The organism is Cognatundibacterium rugosum (genome assembly GCF_014284365.1).
Taxonomy (GTDB): Bacteria; Pseudomonadota; Gammaproteobacteria; order Burkholderiales; family Burkholderiaceae_D; genus Undibacterium; species Undibacterium rugosum.
In genome coordinates, this window is sequence record NZ_JACOGG010000008.1 from 141,451 (window position 1) to 162,676 (window position 21,226).

At 49.2% G+C, this 21,226-nt stretch carries 19 protein-coding genes, 1 tRNA gene and 1 pseudogene; 11 read left to right on the forward strand and 10 right to left on the reverse strand.

Going from position 1 to position 21,226, the window contains the following annotated elements; translation table 11 throughout:
- Positions 1–59 precede the first annotated feature (59 nt).
- The 9 genes from H8K47_RS09520 to H8K47_RS09560 all read right to left on the reverse strand — a co-directional run bounded on the left by H8K47_RS09520 (position 60) and on the right by H8K47_RS09560 (position 8,851).
- Positions 60–392, reverse strand: coding sequence for a ComEA family DNA-binding protein (locus tag H8K47_RS09520; RefSeq protein WP_212681459.1), 333 nt, complete (start codon positions 390–392; stop codon positions 60–62).
- Positions 393–463: 71 nt separating this feature from the next.
- A complete protein-coding gene (locus H8K47_RS09525) occupies positions 464–1,309 on the reverse strand; it encodes a peptidylprolyl isomerase (RefSeq protein WP_186881167.1) in 846 nt (281 codons plus the stop codon).
- A 61-nt stretch (positions 1,310–1,370) separates the two neighbouring features.
- Positions 1,371–2,672, reverse strand: a complete 1,302-nt coding sequence (gene moeA / locus H8K47_RS09530; protein ID WP_186881168.1) for a molybdopterin molybdotransferase MoeA — start codon at positions 2,670–2,672, stop codon at positions 1,371–1,373.
- Positions 2,662–3,285, reverse strand: a complete 624-nt coding sequence (gene mobA, locus H8K47_RS09535; RefSeq protein ID WP_186881169.1) for a molybdenum cofactor guanylyltransferase MobA — start codon at positions 3,283–3,285, stop codon at positions 2,662–2,664. The genes moeA and mobA overlap by 11 nt, the downstream gene beginning before the upstream one ends.
- A gap of 57 nt (positions 3,286–3,342) precedes the next feature.
- Positions 3,343–4,467 carry a GTP 3',8-cyclase MoaA gene (gene moaA / locus H8K47_RS09540; RefSeq protein WP_186881170.1) on the reverse strand — a complete coding sequence of 375 codons (1,125 nt, stop codon included), beginning with the start codon at positions 4,465–4,467 and terminating at the stop codon, positions 3,343–3,345.
- A gap of 113 nt (positions 4,468–4,580) precedes the next feature.
- The gene (locus H8K47_RS09545) at positions 4,581–6,683 is read right to left on the reverse strand and encodes a RelA/SpoT family protein (RefSeq protein WP_230410183.1); all 2,103 of its coding nucleotides are present in this window, start codon (positions 6,681–6,683) and stop codon (positions 4,581–4,583) included.
- A 250-nt stretch (positions 6,684–6,933) separates the two neighbouring features.
- A complete protein-coding gene (gene rpoZ, locus H8K47_RS09550) occupies positions 6,934–7,137 on the reverse strand; it encodes a DNA-directed RNA polymerase subunit omega (protein WP_162018475.1) in 204 nt (67 codons plus the stop codon).
- Positions 7,138–7,167: 30 nt separating this feature from the next.
- Positions 7,168–7,812, reverse strand: a complete 645-nt coding sequence (gene gmk / locus H8K47_RS09555; RefSeq protein ID WP_186881172.1) for a guanylate kinase — start codon at positions 7,810–7,812, stop codon at positions 7,168–7,170.
- 121 nt (positions 7,813–7,933) lie between these two features.
- Positions 7,934–8,851, reverse strand: a complete 918-nt coding sequence (locus tag H8K47_RS09560; RefSeq protein ID WP_186881220.1) for a YicC family protein — start codon at positions 8,849–8,851, stop codon at positions 7,934–7,936.
- Between the two features lie 152 nt (positions 8,852–9,003).
- Here H8K47_RS09560 and H8K47_RS09565 point away from each other — a divergent pair, with 152 nt between their 5' ends.
- From H8K47_RS09565 to tnpC, 11 genes and pseudogenes are all read left to right on the forward strand, one after another.
- Positions 9,004–10,014 (forward strand): serine/threonine protein kinase, encoded by a 1,011-nt coding sequence (locus H8K47_RS09565; protein ID WP_186881173.1) that lies wholly within the window; start codon positions 9,004–9,006, stop codon positions 10,012–10,014.
- Between the two features lie 52 nt (positions 10,015–10,066).
- Positions 10,067–11,008: a PP2C family protein-serine/threonine phosphatase gene (locus H8K47_RS09570; protein WP_162018478.1), complete on the forward strand. Its 942-nt coding sequence runs from the start codon at positions 10,067–10,069 to the stop codon at positions 11,006–11,008.
- Between the two features lie 3 nt (positions 11,009–11,011).
- Positions 11,012–11,749: a ribonuclease PH gene (rph, locus tag H8K47_RS09575; protein ID WP_186881174.1), complete on the forward strand. Its 738-nt coding sequence runs from the start codon at positions 11,012–11,014 to the stop codon at positions 11,747–11,749.
- A 108-nt stretch (positions 11,750–11,857) separates the two neighbouring features.
- Positions 11,858–12,442: an RdgB/HAM1 family non-canonical purine NTP pyrophosphatase gene (gene rdgB, locus H8K47_RS09580; RefSeq protein WP_186881175.1), complete on the forward strand. Its 585-nt coding sequence runs from the start codon at positions 11,858–11,860 to the stop codon at positions 12,440–12,442.
- Complete coding sequence (gene hemW, locus H8K47_RS09585) at positions 12,439–13,689, forward strand: radical SAM family heme chaperone HemW (RefSeq protein WP_186881176.1); 1,251 nt, start codon at positions 12,439–12,441, stop codon at positions 13,687–13,689. The genes rdgB and hemW overlap by 4 nt, the downstream gene beginning before the upstream one ends.
- A 152-nt stretch (positions 13,690–13,841) precedes the next feature.
- Positions 13,842–15,032, forward strand: coding sequence for an EAL and HDOD domain-containing protein (locus tag H8K47_RS09590; protein ID WP_186881177.1), 1,191 nt, complete (start codon positions 13,842–13,844; stop codon positions 15,030–15,032).
- 1 nt (position 15,033) lies between these two features.
- On the forward strand, positions 15,034–17,040 hold the full coding sequence (locus H8K47_RS09595) for a putative bifunctional diguanylate cyclase/phosphodiesterase (RefSeq protein ID WP_186881178.1): 2,007 nt from the start codon (positions 15,034–15,036) through the stop codon (positions 17,038–17,040).
- A 48-nt stretch (positions 17,041–17,088) separates the two neighbouring features.
- Positions 17,089–17,178: transfer RNA gene (locus H8K47_RS09600), tRNA-Ser, on the forward strand.
- Positions 17,179–17,400: 222 nt separating this feature from the next.
- Entirely contained in the window at positions 17,401–17,802 is a 402-nt protein-coding gene (locus H8K47_RS09605; protein WP_222612763.1) for a transposase, read from the forward strand.
- On the forward strand, positions 17,790–17,876 hold the full coding sequence (locus H8K47_RS18175) for a hypothetical protein (RefSeq protein WP_408057889.1): 87 nt from the start codon (positions 17,790–17,792) through the stop codon (positions 17,874–17,876). The genes H8K47_RS09605 and H8K47_RS18175 overlap by 13 nt, the downstream gene beginning before the upstream one ends.
- Positions 17,877–17,960: 84 nt before the next feature.
- A pseudogene (tnpC, locus tag H8K47_RS18500) lies at positions 17,961–19,457 on the forward strand (IS66 family transposase).
- A gap of 101 nt (positions 19,458–19,558) precedes the next feature.
- Here the strand turns inward: tnpC and H8K47_RS09615 are convergent.
- On the reverse strand, positions 19,559–20,623 hold the full coding sequence (locus H8K47_RS09615; RefSeq protein ID WP_186881179.1) for an Arm DNA-binding domain-containing protein: 1,065 nt from the start codon (positions 20,621–20,623) through the stop codon (positions 19,559–19,561).
- Between the last annotated feature and the right edge of the window lie 603 nt (positions 20,624–21,226).

Consider the following 21,226-nt stretch of genomic DNA (forward strand, 5'->3'; position numbering starts at 1 on the left):
CAATAGAGTTATCTGGAGGCAATGTCAGTATAAACGCCATTGCCAGGTTACAAATTAAATTATTTCTTTTCAGTTGTTTTTTGCTTCGCGATGATCAGATCTTTGATGCCGTTATACACATCTTCAGGAATGATTTTTTTGCTGAGCAATTCATCTTTGCCACGATAAGGTCGGCCTTTGATAATGGCATCAGAGCGTACATCGCCAATTTTAGGCAATCCGGATAATTCTTTTTTGCTGGCGCTGTTAATATCCAATAACTCAGTTTTAGCACTGGCCGCAGTCGCTGAAGCTGCAGCGGCGTTTTTAGGGGTGTCCTTGGCCTGTGCCACCGAGGCCATAAGTAAGACTGCGCACAGACCGGATAACAACTTGGCATACTTTGTTTTCACTGCGATTCTCCTTGGTTGACAGCCCGCGGACGGGCAAATACGCAAATTGCGCTAAAACTGCGCTAAGAACATTACTGTGTTTGTGCAGCAGAGGTGATCAGCACAGGGGTGACAGGTACATTGCTTAAGCCACCCTGGGTAGAAACCGGAACAGCACGGATCGCATCCATAATTTCTATGCCGGACACAATTTTTCCGAACACCGCATACCCTGCATTTGTTGCAGAGTAATCGAACGCAGCACTGTTATCCGTCACATTGAAGTAAAACTGGGACGTGGCAGAATTCAGATCGCTGGTGCGTGCCATGCCTATCGTGCCACGGACATTGCTCAGACCATTTTTGGATTCCAGTACGATGGCTGCCGATGTGCTGGCCAGTTGCAGGTCTTTAGTATAACCACCACCTTGTATCACCAGATCTTTTTCTACACGGTGAAAAATTTTACTGACATAAAAGCCGCTTTCCACATAATTAAGGAAGTTATCGACCGATACCGGTGCCTTGCCGGGATTGAGCTCAATCACGATATTTCCCATGGAGGTACCCAGTGTTACCTGTGGCTGCGCATTCAGCACAGACGTCATGGTCGCCTGATAAGCCAGAACATTGTTGGCGTTGAAGACATTCGTGACCACACTGCCTACAGTCACTATTTTGCAGGTAAATGTGCGTTGCGTGGCGGTGCCGCCAGCGGATTCTGAGACTGCTGTACAGCCTGTGCTTGATACCGTAATCCCTTTATCCAGATTCTGTCCCTGCACTTTGATCGTAGCAGTTTTGCGGTAAGCAACCTGATCGATACTGACGGCGCTGACAGTCGCCAGCACTGTCGGTGCCGGATTGCTTTTTCCGCCACAGGCGCTCAGTAATCCTAAGGATGCCAATGTGGCGAATACCCATGTTGTTGCTTTCAATCTGATCTCCATGAAATAAATGAAAAATAAAACTGCTCTTAGCCGTTATCTGAACGTGTGATTAAATCAGTCCATCAAACAGCGTGACGTCAACCACTTCGCCAGCGTGGATCTGATCCTGATGATGATGTAAAACGATCATGCAATTCGCTTCAGACATAGAGCGCAATATACCCGAACCTTGTGAGCCTGTGACGGAAACTTCTAAGTGGCCCTGCAGATTTCTTTTCAATATACCGCGTTGAAACTCAGTTCTGCCTGCCTTTTTTTGCAGCGCCGTCGTTGTCACGGCTGGAATCAGCAAGGGCTCAACCAGATCAGCCCCCATCATTCGCAGTAAGGCAGGGCGCACCAGAAAATAGAAACTGCTCATGACCGCCACCGGGTTGCCCGGTAGTCCAAACAGCAGTGCTGAGCGTGTGCCATTATGTATCCTGCCAAAAGCCATTGGACGTCCAGGACGCATAGCAATTTGCCAAAAGGAAACCTCACCCAGGCGACTCATGGTCAGCCGGGTCAGATCAGCACTGCCTTGTGACACACCACCAGACGTAATGATGACATCGGCTTGCTCACAAGCGCTGCGAAAGGCCGTTTCCAGCTGTACCGCATCATCCGGAACGATGCCCAAATCTATTGCTACGCAGCCCAGCCGGCTTAGCATACCAAACAGGGTGTAGCGGTTACTGTCATACACGCAGCCATGCTGATTCGCTTCCCCCTGAGCGCGAATTTCATCACCGGTAGAGAAAAATGCGACGCGCAAACGAGTTTTCACTACGACGGAAGTGAGGCCCAGTGAAGCCAGTAAGCCCAGATCTGACGGCGTGAGCAGTCGTCCCTTGTGAAGTGCGGTACTGCCACGCTGTAAGTCTTCTCCCCGCAAGCGCCGGTGCGCACCGGCGCTGTCAGCGTTAGCCGGAAGGGTAATGTGCGTATCGTTCTGTGCCAGCAGTTGCTCATAGGGGACGACGCTGTCGCAGCCGGCTGGCATCACCGCACCGGTCGTGATGCGCGCACATTCACCACTATTTACCTGTCCTGGAAATGCTGCACCGGCCAAAGCACAGCCAACTATCCTGAGTGTCCTGCCTTCAGGGGCACAGTCACCGAGAGATGCAAAGGCATAGCCATCCATCGCCGCATTATCGTGTGCCGGTACATCAATGGGTGATATCACATCCTGTGCCAACACCCGGCCTAAAGCGGCCGTGAGGCTGACTTGTTCATGGCTGGATTGAGGTCTGACCAGGCTGGTGATTTTTTCCTTTGCCTGATCCAGGCTGAGTGGCGCTGTATTATCAGCTTTTATACTCGGTTCACAGGAGGAGTTCTGTACCGTCATCGGACTGCTATGCATCATATTTTTCGGCAAGGATTAATTCATGTTCAGTATTCATGTTAATGAAGGCTTGCGCTTCGGGAAAATCGCATAGCGCCATGCGGTGCCGTCCCATCCATAGCCTGACTTTGCGTTGCCCACTCTGCAGATACAGGCCTAAATCGGCAGCCAGATGCCTGCGTATCAGCGCAAATACCGGTTGTGCTTGCAGTGGCGACTGACCCGTTTCACGTGTGGCCGCAATGGCGATATCCGCAGCCTGTGATGACAGTGTCGCATATAAGCGCTCCGCCAGGTCAGGCGGGATGAAAGGTGAGTCACAAGCTACGCTGAGTACAAATTCCGTGTCTGCTTGCAGTAAACCAGCATGTATTCCTGCCAGTGGTCCGGCAAAACCGTTGATTTGATCACGACAAACGGGAGCGCCAAATTGCGCGTATTCATCCAGATTCCGGTTTGCACTGATTAGCACCGTTGCGACTTGCGGCTCGAGGCGCTCGTATACCCAGGCTGCCAGCGGGCGACCGCGAAACAGGTGTAAGCCTTTGTCGCAATTTCCCAGGCGAGACCCGCGCCCCCCCGCTAACAACAGGCCAGTTACAGAAAGCCGGGGATAGTCAGGCGAGGGCGGCATTGATGGTTTCCTGGGGTAATGAGTCGGGCATACTGTGCGGTGCGGGCGAGTCAGGGTTTAACCACCTATGTAAGACATTTCTATCTTTTTGCTGGCTGAGGTTGGCACGAATGTGTCTGAACTTCTGAGTTCCGAGTAGCGGTCGCTGCGTTGTTGCCAGACGCTGGCGATGCCGTCAGCGAGTTCCTGGTCGCTACTGACTCTGGCTGATCGTAACAGGGGGCGCAGATCGTAGCCGCGGGTAGCGAACAGGCAGGTGTATAACTGCCCCTCAGTCGAAAGCCGTATGCGCGAACAATCGCCGCAAAAGGCTTGGGTTACGCTTGAAATGATACCGATTTCACCAGCATGATGCCGATGCTTCCAACGCCTTGCCGTCTCACCTGGATAATTCGCATCCAGTGTCGCCAGTTGCATGCCTGCCTGTTGCAACCGTTGCAGTATCTGATCCGCAGTAACGACTTCGCCCATGCGCCAGCCGTTCGAAGCACCGACATCCATATATTCGATGAAGCGCAGAATATGGGGAGAGTGTTTGAAATACTCTGCCATAGGAACTATCTGGCTGTCATTGATGCCGGCTTTCACCACCATATTTACTTTGACCGGCCCCAGACCAGCAGCCTCTGCCGCTGCGATGCCCGCCAGCACCTGATCAACGCGGTAATCAACGTCGTTCATGCGCCTGAATACATCATCATTGATGGCATCGAGTGACACCGTAACCCGGCCTAAGCCTGCATTTTTCAGGCTAAGGGCTTTTTTCGCCAGCAGCGAACCATTGGTCGTCAGACTCAGATCCAGCGGCGCACCATCCACAGTGCGCAGATTCGCTAACATGGCAATGAGTTGTTCAATATTTTTTCTAAGTAAAGGTTCGCCACCTGTGAGACGGATTTTTTTTACGCCGTGTGCCACAAAAATACGCGCAAGACGGGTGATTTCCTCAAAATTCAGCAAATCTGCGTGCGGTAAATAATGGTAGTTTTGGTCGAAAATTTCCTTGGGCATGCAATAGACGCAGCGGAAATTGCAGCGATCTGTGACTGAAATCCGCAAATCGCGCAAAGGACGCTGCAGACTATCCAGCAGTTGGCCGGTGGCAGCCTGCATCAGTCCGACAGATGGCAGCGGGACGGCCTGCTGTCGGATATCAGTGATAGGAATAAATTTTTCCGTCATAAACTGCTTAACCAGTTAGCGAAGAGTGCGCTGCGGTTGTGCTTGGCGCGAAACAGTCGCATAGCCCGGTGTGCCACTCCCAGCAGCGAGTAGCAAGCGCCTGGGCTTTGCTATTAGCCACGTTCACGCAAAATACGATGCACGCCATTGAGGTGCTTGATGCTACGCATAATCTTAGCGAGATGGGCACGGCTGTCCACCTGAATTGTAAAGTGGATGTGCGTCATATCATTGGCATCGCCATCTTCCATGTTGACGTGGCTGATATTGACATCGGCCTCGCCAATTTCAGCAGCGATTCTGGCCAGTGCACCGCGTTCGTTTTTGATCGTGACCGCAATTCTGGTATCAAAGCGACGATTCAGTTCTTCGCCCCAGGTCACATCGATCCAGCGATCCGGTTCTTTGGCATGCAGGCGTTTGGCATGCTCGCAATCGTCGGTATGCACCACTAAACCCTGATCGCGTTTCAATTGGCCTACGATGCCATCGCCTGGTATAGGCAGGCAGCATGGTGCCAGTTGTACGGACAGACCTTCGCTGCCATAGATAATTACAGGGGCATGGCGATAGCCTGAGCGCTCGCCAAACTGCTGGAAAGGAATGTTTGGCGAATCATCCTCGACCAGATCAAGGATGTGACGTGCAACCAGCGCCGCCATGCGCTTTCCTATGCCTATATCGGTATAAATTTCTTCCATCGATTTCGCGCTGGATTCATTGAGCAGCTTATCGATCAGCGTGGCTGGCAAATCAGGATTCAGATTAACAGCAACCAGAGCCTGAGCCAGCAACTGGCGGCCTAATTCAGTGGACTCATTCAGATTGATGGTGCGTAAATAATGGCGTATTGCTGAGCGCGCTTTACCAGTGCGCACATAGGTCAGCCAGTTTGGCGTAGGGCGGGAATTCGGCGAGGTGATGATCTCAACGATATCCCCATTTTTCAATTCGGAACGCAGCGGTACCGGCTCATGATTGATGCGGGTAGCAATCGCCTGGTCGCCGATGTCGGTATGAATGCTGTACGCGAAATCCAGTGCGGTGGCGCCGCGTGGCAAGGCGATAATCTTTGACTTCGGCGTGAAGACATAGACAGAATCAGGGAACAGATCAACTTTGACATGCTCCAGGAATTCAGCTGAATCACCGGTTTGCTTCTGAATGTCGAGCAAAGACTGCAGCCAGGCATGGGTGCGTTGCTGCAGATCGGTCAGACTGCCTTCATCATTTTTATACAGCCAGTGCGCTGCCACACCAGATTCAGCCACTCTGTGCATTTCCTGCGTGCGGATCTGAAATTCCACCGGTGTGCCGTAAGGGCCGATCAGCGTGGTATGCAGGGATTGATAGCCATTCGTTTTCGGGATGGCGATATAGTCCTTAAATTTGCCTGGCATAGGCTTGTACAGCGCATGCAATGTACCTAGCGCGTAATAGCTCTCGCGGAAGTCCTTGACGACGATACGGAAGCCATAGACATCCAGCACCTGAGAAAAAGACAGATGCTTGTCATGCATTTTTCGGTAAATGCCATACAGGGTTTTTTCGCGGCCATACACTTCGGCCTGCAGCTCCGCTGTTTTCAGTGCGTCATTCACCGCATCCAAAATTTTGTTGACCACTTCGCGCCGGTTGCCCCGCGCCGCCTTGACTGCTTTGGACAGCGTGCGATAGCGCATAGGATACAAATGCGAGAACGCCAGATCCTGCAGTTCACGGTAAATATTATTGAGACCCAGACGGTGCGCAATCGGCACATATACGTCCATGGTTTCGCGTGAAATCCTGCGCTTCTTTTCAGGCGACATCACGCCCAGGGTGCGCATATTGTGCAAACGGTCGGCCAGTTTCACCAGAATCACACGTACATCGCGCGCCATCGCCAGCAGCATTTTTCTGAAATTTTCTGCCTGTGCTTCAATCTGGCTTTGAAATTCGATTTTTTCGAGCTTGGACAGCCCGTCGACCAGCGTCGCGACCGGTGCGCCAAAGCGCTCTATCAGCTCTTCTTTCTGTACATCCTGATCTTCCATCACATCGTGCAGCAAGGCAGCCATAATGGCTTGCACATCCAGTTTCCATTCAGCACAGATTTCAGCGACCGCAATGGGATGGGAAATATAGGGCTCACCGGATTTTCGGACCTGCCCCAAATGCATTTCGTCAGAAAAACGATAGGCTTCTTTGACCAGTTTTAAGTCAGCTGCGGACATGTATTCCGACAAGCGTGCACTCAGGGCACTGGTCGAGGCGACCCCGGTATGGGTGGGTTCTGTCGGTTTGGCAGACGCATCATTAGATGCAGGGATATTTTTTTTATCTTGCAACGGACGAAGATTTTCTGAAGACGGAACGGAAATGGATTCGGCCGGGATGGTAAGCAGAGATGAATTAATATCATTAACGTTCATTCTGTTACTCCCGGCCGAATTCGTGTAAAGCGGTCAGTGCAGGTGCAGCGATTTACACAGGAACTTTTTTCAGCATTTCGATGCCGACTTTACCTTGAGCGATTTCGCGCAGTGCTACAACGGTAGGTTTGTCCTTGGATTCCACTTTCGGTGTATGACCTTGCAGCAGCTGGCGTGCGCGATAGGTTGCACACAGCGTTAACTGAAAGCGGTTAGGGATCTGTTTCAAAGAATCTTCAATGGTGATACGTGCCATGGTATTTCCTTAATGCGGTAGGTACTGGAATTAGTTGGGATTGGCATGAATGCCAAGCTGAGCAAAAAGCTCAATGTTGCGGGCTGCTTGCTGTGTGAAACGGCAACGTGTCGCTTTAACGATAGACACCAGTTCAGACAAAGCAGTGGCAAAGTCCTGATTGATAATAACATATTCGAACTCAGGAGAGTGCGCCATTTCGCCGCCTGCAGCCAAAATCCGGCGTGTAATGACATGAGGCTCGTCCTGTCCACGTTTTTTTAGTCTTTCTTCAAGCGCTGGAATTGATGGTGGTAATATGAAAATACCAACTGCACCAGGGAATTGCTTGCGCACCTGCTGCGCACCTTGCCAGTCTATTTCCAGCAGAACGTCAGTGCCGGCACGCATTTGCTGTTCTATCAGAATGCGTGAGGTACCGTAGTAATTGCCATGCACTTCGGCTGATTCCAGAAACTCCCCGCGTGCTTTTCTTTCCAGAAAATCCTCTGCGGTGGTGAAGTGATATTCGCGACCATCTTGTTCACCCGGGCGCGGCTGTCTGGTCGTAAATGATATAGAGAGCTTGATTTGCGGCTCTTGTGCCAGCAAGGCATTGACCAGGGTGGATTTTCCCGCGCCAGACGGGGCAGCGACGATAAATAAACTGCCAGCGGTAGAAGTGGTGGGTAGCATGTGTGCTCTCTGCTAGGATGGGGCTTGCTGCACGACCCATGCTGTACTTGACTCAGTGACGGTAAGGGCAGGGCAGCAGGCGTTAAAAAAATGTGGCGGGAGTATAAGCAAATGCCTGCGCTTATTCAAGGTTCTGTACTTGTTCCCGCATTTGTTCTATCAACAATTTTAAATCCATGGAAGCGTCAGCCAATTCCTTGAGCGCGGCCTTAGAGCCCAGTGTATTGGCTTCACGATTGAGTTCCTGCATCATAAAGTCCAGACGCTTACCCAATTGCCCGCCTTTTTTTAACAAGTGCCGGGTCTCAGTCAAATGTGCCGATAAGCGGGCTAATTCTTCGGCCACATCGACCCGTATGCCATATACCGTTACTTCCTGACGAATACGATCCAGTGCCTCTTCGCGCGTAATGGTCTGGGTCGTACTGACCTGACTGGCTGGATTGCCCGCATTTGCACCAGCCAGGCCGAGCGCTTCTTCCAGTCTGGCGGTCGCTTTTTGTTGAAACTGTTGCAGAATCTGCGGCATCAGCGGCGTAATTCGCGTGACGATTTCTTCCATTGCCGTGATCTTGCTTAGCAATACCTGGCCCAGTGCAGCGCCTTCGCGCTCGCGACTGACGACGAAGGCATCCAGGGTTTGCTGCATCGTGGCTTGTATCGCAGATTGTAAATGCTCAGCATTGATTTCTGACTCTTCGATGACGCCGGGCCAGCGTAATATCTCTGCGCTCGTTAATGCGCTCGCGTTTGGGAAGCGGGCGCTGATTGCAGCCTGAAATTCTTCCAGCTGTTGCAAAACACCAGAATTCAGCGATTTTTGCTGTGTATCGGTTGTTTTTTTTCCAAAGCTGAAGCGACACTCTATTTTTCCGCGTGTAATCCGCTTGGAAATAGCTTCTCTGAAATGGCTCTCCAGCGCACGGAATTCGTCATTTATGCGGAATTGCAGGTCTAAAAAGCGCGAATTAACGCTTTTTATTTCAATTGTGATGGTTCCGGCTTCAGTTTCCTGTGTACTGGTCGCGTAGCCAGTCATGCTGTAAATACTCAAATTTTTCCTCTTTTTAATTTATTGCCAACTGGAAATAAGTTTTTCAGTTGTGGCTACAGTTGTTCTAAAGCAGGATATTCTTTACAAAACCCACAATAGTCAACACAATCGCTGCTGTAAACAGGATTGGAAGATCAATGGCTGCACAAAATAATGCCCCACTGCCCGATGGCTTGGAAATTGCCGGATACCGCATTGTAAAGAAAATCGCTTCTGGCGGCTTCAGTATTGTATATCTCGCGTCTGATGAAGATGGTAACGCGGTCGCCATCAAAGAGTATTTGCCCAGCTCGCTTGCCTTAAGACAGCAAGGTGAACTGGTGCCTGCGATTTCAAACGAAAATTTGCCGATTTACCGTATCGGCCTGAAGTGTTTTTTTGAAGAAGGGCGGGCACTGGCACGTATCTCCCATCCTAATGTCGTCAGCGTAGTGAATTTTTTTCGCGCAAATGAAACGGTTTATATGGTGATGGCTTATGAATCTGGCCGCTCCTTACAGGAACATATTTTACGGCGTCGTGATAAGGGGGAAAAGCCACTGGTATCTGAGCGTTTCATTCGTCGTATGTTTAATCAGGTGATGAATGGTTTGCGCGAGGTGCACACGAATAAGCTGCTGCATCTGGATTTGAAACCAGCCAATATTTATCTGCGTCTGGATGGAACGCCAATTTTGTTGGATTTTGGTGCGGCAAGACAAACCCTGAAGACCGATATCCCTAAGTTGTATCCAATGTACACCCCTGGATTTGCGGGGCCTGAGCTGTATCAGAAGAACGGTAACCTTGGACCCTGGACCGATATTTATAGTATCGGTGCTTCGATTTTTGCTTGCATGATAGGCGCACCGCCACAGCCAGCGGATCAGCGCAAGACGAATGACAAAATGGAATCGCATTATCGCAAGCTGGAAGGTATGTATTCGCCCGAATTGATTGAAGTCGTGCGCTGGTGCCTGAAGCTGGACCCTCTGGAACGTCCGCAAAGTGTATTTGCTTTGCAAAAAGCGTTAGCCATGAAAGCGCAGCCGCAACCTGAACCGGGCTTGCTGGATAAGGCCAGACTGAAAATTGCCGGTCTTTTCGGCAAGAAAAAGAACAAAGACGACAGCGATCATACGACGATACAGGAAAGCACGCTAAATTAATGCTATCCCCGTTTGTAGCTGTTTTTTACTTACATTTTTAACCTCAATCTACATGCGCTTTTCCGTTTATCAAGAAAGTCATATAGGCGGCCGCAAGGTCAATCAGGATCGCATGGGTTACAGCTTTACTCGTGATGCGATTTTGCTTTTGCTTGCAGATGGCATGGGTGGTCACATCATGGGTGAGATGGCCGCTGCCATCGCGATGCAAACCATAGGCAGTTTGTTTCAGCAACAGGCGCAACCTATGATAGGCCGCCCTGAGCGTTTTCTGGAAGATAGTTTCCTCGCTGCGCACCAGGAGATTCATCGCTACCGCATTATGAATAATTTGCCTGAGACGCCGCGCACCACCATCGTCGCCTGTCTGATACAGAATGGCTACGCCTACTGGGCGCATTGCGGCGATTCTCGCCTGTACTGGTTACGCCAGGGGCAGATACTGTTGCGTACCAAGGATCATTCCAGACTGGAGACTCTGATCGCGCAGGGTAAGGTCGATCCGGCCGAGCGCCACAGCCATCCAGACCGCAATAAATTGTTTAACTGCCTGGGTGCGCCGAATTCACCTATCGTTGAATTGTCACGCAGAGCTGTGCTGCAGCCTGGCGACCTGATCCTGCTGTGTTCAGATGGATTCTGGTCTATGTTGCCCGATCATTTGCTGGCACAGCGTCTGCATGAGCACACTATAGTACGGGCTATCCCCGAACTGATACGTTCTGCCGTCAGTATCGCTGGTAAGCACAGTGATAACACCACAGCGCTGGCTTTAATGTGGGAAGGGGATGACAGACTGGATGATACTTCCGTCATCTCGACCAATACTTTGCCGATAGGCTCGGTCACGACCACGATACAGGCACCGATTGATCCTGAATTGGTCAAAGAGCATGGTGAGCAGGATATTTTTAACGATGCGGAGATAGAAAAAGCGATTGCAGAGATACGCAATGCGATCCATAAATCTTCCAAAATTACGAACAAACCTTAATTTATGTCTACCAATTTCCGTCCTAGCGGGCGAGCTGCAGACGCTCTGCGTCCTGTCGTCATCAGCCGTCATTTCACCCGTCATGCAGAAGGTTCAGTGCTGATCGAATTCGGTGATACGCGCGTCATTTGTACTGCGAGTATAGAAAATAAAGTGCCTGGTTTCTTGAAAGGCAAAGGGCAGGGCTGGCTGACCGCAGAGTACGGTATGCTGCCACGCTCCACCCACACGCGCATGGATCGCGAAGCCGCCAAAGGCAAACAATCTGGCCGCACCCAGGAAATTCAGCGTCTGATTGGCCGTTCCCTGCGCGCAGCGTTTGACCTGGAAGCATTTGGTGAGCGTACTCTGCATATTGATTGCGATGTGATTCAGGCTGATGGCGGTACGCGTACTGCCGCGATTTCCGGTGCGATGGTCGCTGCCTATGATGCGTTGTCTACACTGGTGGCGCAGGGCTTGCTGCCGGCTGTGCCACTGAAGCATTTCGTGGCGGCCATTTCTGTCGGTGTGTATCGCGGCATTCCTGTGCTGGATCTGGATTATCCGGAAGACTCGGATTGCGATACGGATATGAATGTAGTCATGACTGATGCGGGCAGTTTTATTGAAGTACAGGGTACCGCCGAAGGTGCTGCCTTTGATCGCCAGACCATGAACACCCTGCTGGAATTGGCAGAGAGTGGTATTTCTGATCTGATCGCGCTGCAAAAGCAAGTGCTGGGCCTGTTAGGCGCCTGATTACCGCGTAGTCGCATGATAAAGCGCGGCGATGACGGCGTCATAATCGCGTTATGTCGAGCAAATATAGTCAATGAAGTCGAAGCATAGTAAAGCAGGGCAGCGTGTATGAGTAAAAAGATAGTGTTAGCCTCTAATAATCAGGGCAAACTCAAAGAGTTTCATCAAATCCTGGCGCCGCTGGACATAGAGTTGTTACCACAAGCGGCGTTGGCGGTAGCGGAAACGGACGAGCCTTTTTTTACCTTCGTTGAAAACGCACTCAGAAAAGCCAGACATGCTGCAGCGGTAACGGGTTTACCTGCCTTAGCGGACGATTCCGGCATCTGTGTGCCTGCCTTAGGTGGTGCACCCGGCGTACTGTCTGCGCGTTATGCAGGTGAGCCTAAATCTGATGCAAGGAATAATCAGAAACTGGTGAGTGACTTGCAAAATCACACTAATCATTCCGCCTATTATTATTGTGTCTTGGTATATGTGCGCAGCGCAAACGATCCACAACCTGTGATCGCAGATGGTACCTGGCATGGCACTTTGCTTGCTGAGCCACGCGGTAACGCGGGTTTCGGTTATGATCCTCATTTTTTGATTCCTGAGTTGCAGCAAACTGTCGCTGAATTATCTCCAGAGCAGAAAAACCGCTTATCACATCGCGGTCAGGCATTACGCAGTTTGTTTGAAAAGTTAAAATGATTCCAATTAAACCAGTCGGATCGGCTACGGCACCTAAGAAAAGTGCAGAGCTGTCCGATATTCCTCAGGATGTTTTTGCCCAGTATCTGACGCCGGGCGCATTGCACCTGACGGCACTTCCACCCTTATCGTTGTATGTCCATTTCCCCTGGTGCGTCAGAAAATGTCCTTACTGCGATTTTAATTCGCATGAGGTGAAAGGCAGCTTCGACGAACAGGCCTATCTGCAGGCACTGCGTGCCGATCTGGAAATGTCTTTACCCATGATCTGGGGGCGCCGTATCCATACGGTGTTTATTGGCGGTGGTACACCCAGCCTGATGTCGGCCGCCGGAGTAGACCGCTTATTGTCTGATATTCGTACCTTGCTGCCGTTGGATGCAGATGCGGAGATCACTCTGGAAGCCAATCCAGGTACTTTTGAAACTGAAAAGTTTAAGTCTTTCCGCGCCAGTGGCATTAATCGCCTCTCGATAGGCATACAAAGTTTTCATTCCGGTCATTTGCAGGCCTTGGGCCGTATCCACAATGGGGACGAGGCGCGCAGAGCGATAGATATCGCTGGAAACTACTTTGATAATTTTAATTTAGATTTGATGTTTGCCTTGCCGTCACAAACGCTGGCGGAGTCTGCGTGTGATCTGGAAACTGCGTTGTCGTTTGCGCCTCGCCATTTGTCGCTGTATCACTTGACGATGGAGCCAAACACATACTTTTCTAAATTTCCGCCAGCTTTGCCTGATGAGGACAGCAGTGCGGAAATGCAGGAGCAGATCCACGCGCGCATGGAAAGCGCGGGCTACCGCAATTATGAAGTGTCCGCCTATGCATTGCCAGGACATGAATCCAGACATAATTTAAATTACTGGAATTTCGGCGATTATCTGGGTATAGGTGCAGGTGCCCACAGTAAGCTGTCATTTCCCCACCGTGTGGTGCGCCAGGCCAGATATAAACAGCCTAAGGCCTATATGGATGCCGTTCGCACAGGCAATCCTGCGCAGGAAGCAAATGAAATCGTTGTTAACGATCTGCCGTTTGAATTCATGCTCAACGCACTGCGTTTGCAGTCAGGCTTTCCCGTTTCACTGTTTCAGGAACGCACAGGCTTGCTGTTAAACCGCATAGAAAAACAGTTGCAACAAGCGGAGGCCAAAGGCTTGATTTACCGTGATCATGCATTGATTATGCCTACCGAAAAAGGTAAATTATTCCTTAACGATTTGCAGGAAATCTTTCTCCCTTAAGCATTACAAAATGCACAGCTACGCTGGTCTGACACGCAGGTGTGGCGATAGCCAGCGTGCTACATAATGGCCGTAGTGGCCTTAGCAGCGTTGACTATAGTAATCATCATTCGCTCAGGCTAAGCAGAAGTTAAACAGAAGTACCTTTATTTATGACGCAATCCACGGTAATCACCACATTTCTACCCGTTTTTAATCAGCAGCAGCAATTGCTTGCGCTGTGCCCAGATTTTGCAGCCTTGGATCAGGATGCTGTGATCGCAGCCTTGCAGCATTGGAAGCAACTGGAACTGTTTGAACAATTACCCACACTGAACTGGATGGTGCATGTTCGCGACTTGAGTTTGCTGCCGACCGATCTGCATCAGCGCCTTCCGGCAAACAAAATCATGTTATGTATTCCTGAGCAGGTATGTCAGGATCAGGAATTGCAAACTCGTCTCAAACATTTTGCGCGTTCAGGATTCCGGATCTATACCGATGATTTTCAGTCCGTCTCGGATCTGGCCTGGAGTGATACCAGGGATATCGTGATCGATAGCCAGGCGGGGGTGCCGTTTTCCGCTAAGCTGTGGATGTTGCGCCTGCCTCAGGGTCAACATTGGGCTAAAAATGTAGGAACAGCTGCTGTGCTTGAACAAGCGGTAATGACAGGGTTTAAGCTGTTCTCTGGCGATTACGCGTTTCACCCGGCAAAGAACAATAGTGCGGCCGACAGTTCTGCTAAAACCCGCTTGCTCAAGTTGCTGGGTTTGGTCGCGCGTGATGCCGATTCAAAGGAATTGGAAGACTTATTTAAGCAAGACGCCAATTTGTCCTATTTACTGTTCCGGCTGGTCAGTTCTGCTGCATTCGCGCAGACCGTTAAAGTCAGTAATTTCGGGCAGGCGATTAACTTGCTCGGTCGCAGGCAATTGCAGCGCTGGCTGCAGCTTTTACTGTATGCAAAACAATCTGATCAGGGTGGTGCACTCAATCCACTCATGGCGCGTGCCGCATTCCGCGCGGCAATGATGGAGGCACTGGCACAACGTATGGGATTTAATCGCGACATGTCCGATGGCGCATTTATGGTCGGCATGTTTTCCTTGCTAGATACTTTATTCACCAGCCCTTTAGCGGAAGTTCTGCAGCCGCTGAGTCTGCAAGAAGATTACGTTGCGGCACTATTGCAGCGTAGCGGGCCGTTGGGACGTTGCTTGCAACTGACAGAAATGGCTGACAGGCACTATCAAGCCACATTACGCGGTATGCTTACCGAATTGGCATTGTCTGACGATGACTATTTGCTGAGTGTGACGCATGCATTTGCATGGGTGAATCAGGTATGTAAGGACATGTAGCATGACATCCCCATCTGTTGAGGATCTGACTGTTGCGATCACCTTGAATGAGGTGATACTGATCTTGCCAGATGATGAGCTTGAAGCTGGTATTAATCGGGTGACTACCGGACTTTTTCCAGATGCACAGGTTCAGTTTGTACGGGGCAATCCAGAGCTGAATGCGGTGCATGAAGCTCACCAGGTCTGTAGCCAGGTTACACCTGAATGTTTTTATTTACTCTCAGGTCGCTATGGACAATACAACGAAGCGGACCTCAAAAAATTGCATGTACTGACCGCGCTTACAGCCCGTCTGTTAGCGACCCGGAAAGAGCTGCTGGAACAAAAAAATAAGTGGCAAACCTGTCAGTTGCTGCACACGCAGATACTCGATCACCTACACGACTCTGTAATCACGATGGACCTGGCCGGTTTCATCCTGAGCTGGAATCGTGGTGCGGAAAATTTATTCGGCTACAGTGCGCAAGAAGCACTGGGTAAAAATATCATTTTTTTATACGAGCAGGAAGGACGGGAAGATGACATCCGTTATGATCATTTTCTGGAGCATGGTGGCAGTACCATGGAAGTCCGGCGTAAAAAGAAATCAGGTGAAGTATTCTGGGCCAGCCTCACACTCAACACACTGAAAGATCAACACGGATCGCCGATTGCACTGGTGGGCTATCTGCGCGATATCACCCAGCGCAAACAAACAGAAGAACGATTAAATCATCTCGCCTATTTTGATCCGCTGACCAATCTGCCAAACCGGATATTTTTTAAAAAACTGGTCGATCAGCGCTTACAGCTGGCACAACGTAAGCATCAGCGTTGCGCAGTGTTATTTGTTGATTTAAACCGCTTTAAAGCGATCAACGATACGCTGGGCCATGAAATCGGAAACGCCTTGCTGAAGCAGGTCGCGCAACGTTTTCGCCAGGTGTTACGGGAAGAAGATATCGTGGCACGTCTGGGTAGCGACGAGTTTGCAATCGCGATTGCCGATATCGCGAGTCAGACACATGTGGGTCTGGTTGTGGAAAAACTGTTGGGCAGTCTGGATGCACCGTTTTTGGTCAATAACTTTGATCTCGGCATCGGTGCCAGCGTAGGTATTGCCATATTCCCTGACGATGGCAGCAATGCTGATGCCTTGTTGCAGTGTGCTGATATCGCCATGTACAAAGTTAAGCGCGATGCTTCCGTATTTTCCGGCAATTACGCCTACTACAATCAGGAAATGAATGCCCATGTTGCAGATCGCCTGTACTTAGAGACTGATTTGCGTAAAGCGCTGGAACTACAACAATTTTTCTTGCTATATCAGCCTAAATTCACCATCTCAACCGGTGAATTCCTGTCGGTAGAAGCTTTGGTACGTTGGCAGCATCCAGAGCGCGGCATGGTCTCGCCAGGTGACTTCATACAGATAGCGGAAGATACCGGGCTCATCATCGAATTGGGAAATTGGGTTCTGCATTCTGCTTGCAGGCAGGCGCGCATTTGGCAGGATGCCGGGAAAGCGCCATTCCTGATCGGCGTCAATGTCTCTGCGCGTGAGTTCAACGATGCTCTGCCAGGCAAAATCGCGACAGCGCTAAAAGTGTATGGCATTGCACCACAATGGTTGCAACTGGAAATCACGGAAAGCATGCTGATGCAAGGTGCAGAAGAAGTCATACGGATTATGAACCGGCTTGTCGCCCTGGGCGTTGGCCTCGCTTTAGATGATTTTGGAACTGGCTATTCCAGCCTCTCCTATCTGAAACGTTTTCCTGTTTCCACCCTAAAAATTGATCAGTCGTTTGTACGTGGCATTCCGTCGGACAGTAACGATTGCGCCATCGCCAGCGCCATTATCGTCATGGCACATCAACTGAACTTAGAGGTCGTTGCTGAAGGTGTGGAGACCATAGAACAATTTGAATTTTTGGGAGAGGCCGGTTGTAACCAGGCTCAGGGTTATTTATTGTCCCAACCAGTCAGCGCCGAAAAAATCGCGAGTCTGTATTTAGGGAAATGAGCAACAGATCTTGTCAATGTTATCCCCACAGGCTATAATTAAAGGCTTGGAAGGTTGGCAGAGCGGTTGAATGCACCAGTCTTGAAAACTGGCGAGGTGTTAAAGCCTTCGTGAGTTCGAATCTCACACCTTCCGCCAAAATATTAAACTAAGCCCTTGATTTTCAAGGGCTTTTTTTATTTTTGTCGGATTCGGTATGCCATCTGGTATGCCATTTATTTACAGCATTTTTACGTGTATTTGTACCTTGACCTATTTAAGTTCAATTTTAGGAATATCGTAAGCGCCTCATCTGAACCGTCTGGACGCCAGCATTGAAAGTCTTCAAAGTAGCTTCCGTTAAATTTAGCGGGAGTTATTTTGGAATTACTGTCTAAAGCGGTGCGCAGAAAGAAGCGCCACAACTTCTTACAGGAATTTAAAAAACAACTTGCGCAGCGCGCATTGGAACCTGGCGTTTACGTATCGCTGCTGGCGCAGGAAAACGACATCAATGTCAACATGCAGTTCAAGTGGCGTCGTCAATTGCGGGAAGGCTGCTTCGATGGCGTGACGTGCCGCCAGGCCATGTTTCCAGTGACAGTCGTCGATGAATCTTTTGATCGTTTGCCAGTGACAAATTCTATTCCGACCGAGTTGCTTGTTGCGGTTTCGGCTAATGAATTTGCTACCCATACACCGAGTGTCATCGAAGTCCAGATCGCCGGCGCGGCAATGTGGTCAAAGTGCTGTGGGTCACCAGCGATGGCGTGTGCCTACTGATCAAGCGTCTGGAACAAGGTCGCTTCGTCTGGTCTCACGCAAGCAGCGACAAGATTCATTTAACCCAGGCGTAGCTGTCCATGCTGCTCGAAGGGATCGACTGGAAGCAACAAAAGCGTACCGGACCCGCACTGTGGCTCTTGTAAACGTCTCAGGACATGCGTAAACTCTGCGCATGCCCGTCACCCGCCACTTCCAGACGAATTGAAGCCTTGAAGGCGCTGCTGTTGCAGCGTGAAGGCGAAGTGCAGGCGTTGCGCCAGACCGTCTCGACGCTGGACTGTCCCTGAGTGTGCGCACTCTGGAGATTGAACAACTTAACCTCCAGATCACCAAGCTCAGGCGCATGATGTTCGGTCGTAAGTCCGAGAAGATCGACAAGAAGCTAGAGTTGCTGGAAACCCGTCTGGAAGACCTGTTCGTCAAAGAAGGCGCGGCTGAACAAGCCTCAGATGTTTCGGACCCGGAACCACGTAAAAAATCGGTTCATAAACCATCCCCTGAGAACCTACCACGCGAAGAACATATCATCGAACCCCAGGAAGAAGCCTGCCCACAATGCGGCGGCAATCTGAAACCACTGGGCGAAGATGTATCCGAACAGCTGGAAGTGATCGAAGCGGCGTTCAAAGTGATCCTGCAAGTCAGGAAGAAGAAAGCTTGCGCCTGTTGTGATTGCATCGTTCAGGCACTGGCACCGAACCGCCCGATTCAACGGGGATTCGCCGAACCTGGTCTTTCTCTGTACCGGCAAGCTGTGATCCATGCCCGGCGCGGGTAGAACTAGATCCGGCCACCACGGGTAGATGGATGGGAGCCTGTGGCGTGCTAGTCATTCCATTGGTGGACGCGTTGCGTCGCTATGTGGTCTCCCACCGCAAGATTCACATTGACGATACGCCGATGCCGGCTCTGGCACCGGGCAACGGTAAAACCAAGACCGGGCGGCTCTGGGTGTATGTGCGCGATGACCGCAATTCCGGCTCGCAGGCGTCGCCAGCGGTATGGTTTGCCTATTCCGCCAACCGACAGGGCCTGCATCCGCAGGAGTATCTGGCGGGCTTCATCAGGGTGTTGCAAGCCGATGCCTATGGCGGCTACAACAAGATTTTACTGACGGCAGCGTGACCGAAGCAGCCTGCTGGGCGTACGCCCGGCGCAAGGTCTACGATTTGCACGTCAAGAAGGCCACGCCAACCACAACCGAGATCCTGCGCAGAATTGGCGAGTTGTATGCCATTGAGGTGCAGATCCGTGGCAAGCCTCCAGATGAACGCCAGCACATCCGGCGATTGCAGGCCAGACCGTTATTGGACGAACTGGAAGCATGGCTTTACAACCGGTTGCTAACACTCTCGACCCAATCCGAGACCATGAAGGCAGTAAGCTACATGCTGAACCAGTGGCCGGCGCTGATCTATTATTGCGACAATGGTGTGGCGGAAATCGACAACAACATCACCGAGAACCAATTACGTGGTAGCTGTCTTGGCCACAAGAACTTGTAGTTCCAGGGTGCAGGCAGTGGAGGTGAACGTGCTGCCGCAATGTATAGCCTGATCGGCACTGCACACATGAACCGCATCGACCTGGAAGCCTATCTGCGCTATGTGTTTACGCATATTGCTGATTATCCGATCAATCGCGTCGCTTAACTTCTACCATGGAATTATTGCTGACTTCGACGGCAAAGATTCTGTCGAAAAGAGAAGCACTCAATCGCTCCGCAAAGTCAATTACGGTGCTGGCGAGGCGCTTACGGAATATCAGGAGTCTCTTTAATTAAATCAATCCACCACATTCTTAAAGCCCAAATCCGAAAGCGATATTTTTTCCATTCTATATTGTCGAAATGGTATTTGCTTAGGTTCTTGTGCATTAAAGCTTGGTCAAGGAATTTATCGATCATCGACGGCGCGAATTCACTTTGCTGAATAGCTTGGTATTGAAAAAAAGCTTTAAATTTTCGAACATCAACTGGGTAATCATCCCAAATTAGTTTAAGACTGGCATTAAAAAATCGGTAAATTTCTGCTTTTCCTTTTCCATGCAATCTAGGGAAGAGCGTGTTCCGATTTGGATAATACAAGGCATCTAGGCGATTGAATATCCACATAATGTTAATCTTTAGAGCGCTTTGTTGATGCGCATTATTGGTATTGTCGTAAAAATATACAGTTGAATTATATCTGTGGTCCTCAAGCCAAGTTGGATCAATCAATCGACAAAAAGTAAGAACGTCTTGTGGCGCTAAATTTAGTAAATCGAGATCGTGATCAGGGAGCAATAGTAAAAGATAGATCGCAAGATAAGCTTCAAGTTGATCTTGGTTGAAGGATGATCCGAAGCATAACGTGTCTGTAAGCGTCTTTGAGAAACGTTTCGCATCATGCATGCTTTTAAAGCAAGGTAATGATTTATGACGACTGGAACCATTCAGATTGCGTTTTAGGGTTAAATTTTTTGCGTCGTTTCTTTTTTCTTTGATTTCGTCACGATAACCGTCAGCGATTTTTCTTGCTGCCTCAAACTTTTTCTCTTCTGGATATCGTCCAATTTGGATTGTGGAATTTTTTCCATGAATACAATATACAAACTGAAAATACGAAACGCCATCTTTCTTGACGTATATCGCCAGACCATCCCCCAAATTTAATTTGGCGCCGTTTTTAGATTGTTCCGGTCTTTTTTCATCTAAGAAATGTCTTAACTTAATTTCAAACTCATCCTGACTTTCGATTCGAGGTTTTCTTTTTGTCGTTTTTTTAGGTTTACAAGTATTTATTTTTGATATGTACGTTTTTCCATCAGCGGTTTTCATTGGTAAAAATTTAAAGTTGGAATTTTACTGGGCGATTTTAAAAAAACAAATTAGAGATGGACTTATAAATTATGCTTAAAATAATAGCAATTTAATTGAAGTATTTTAGATTTGAAATGCAAAATTTAGATTTGAAAGAACGTAAAAAATATTGAAAATTTACATAAATGTTACCTGTAATTTGCTAATTAAATACCTGAATAATACTTAAAAATTACTAAAATATTCTTGTGAATATTTACTATGAAATATAGGTGTAGATAATCGAGAATGAATAGATTTGATGAATACAAGAGAAGCACGAGTAAAAATATACATGATTAAAGATTTTACGGGGATGAAAATTTTAATGATGCAGAAATTGATGGTAGTTAAAAACTCTTCTGGTAACAGTTTTGAACACGAAAAATCAATCTTTTTTTGAATCCTGAAGAAGATACAGTAGCCATTGCATCTTGAGTCAAGGGCTGCATTGTTAACTGCAAACGTAACTTGAATAAACAGATTGGTTTTTAAAAAACAAAATGTAATTTGGTTTTAATTTGTTTTTTTGATTTTCGTTGCTTTGGATAAGTGCAAGAAAAAGGAGGGTAAGGGGCTAAT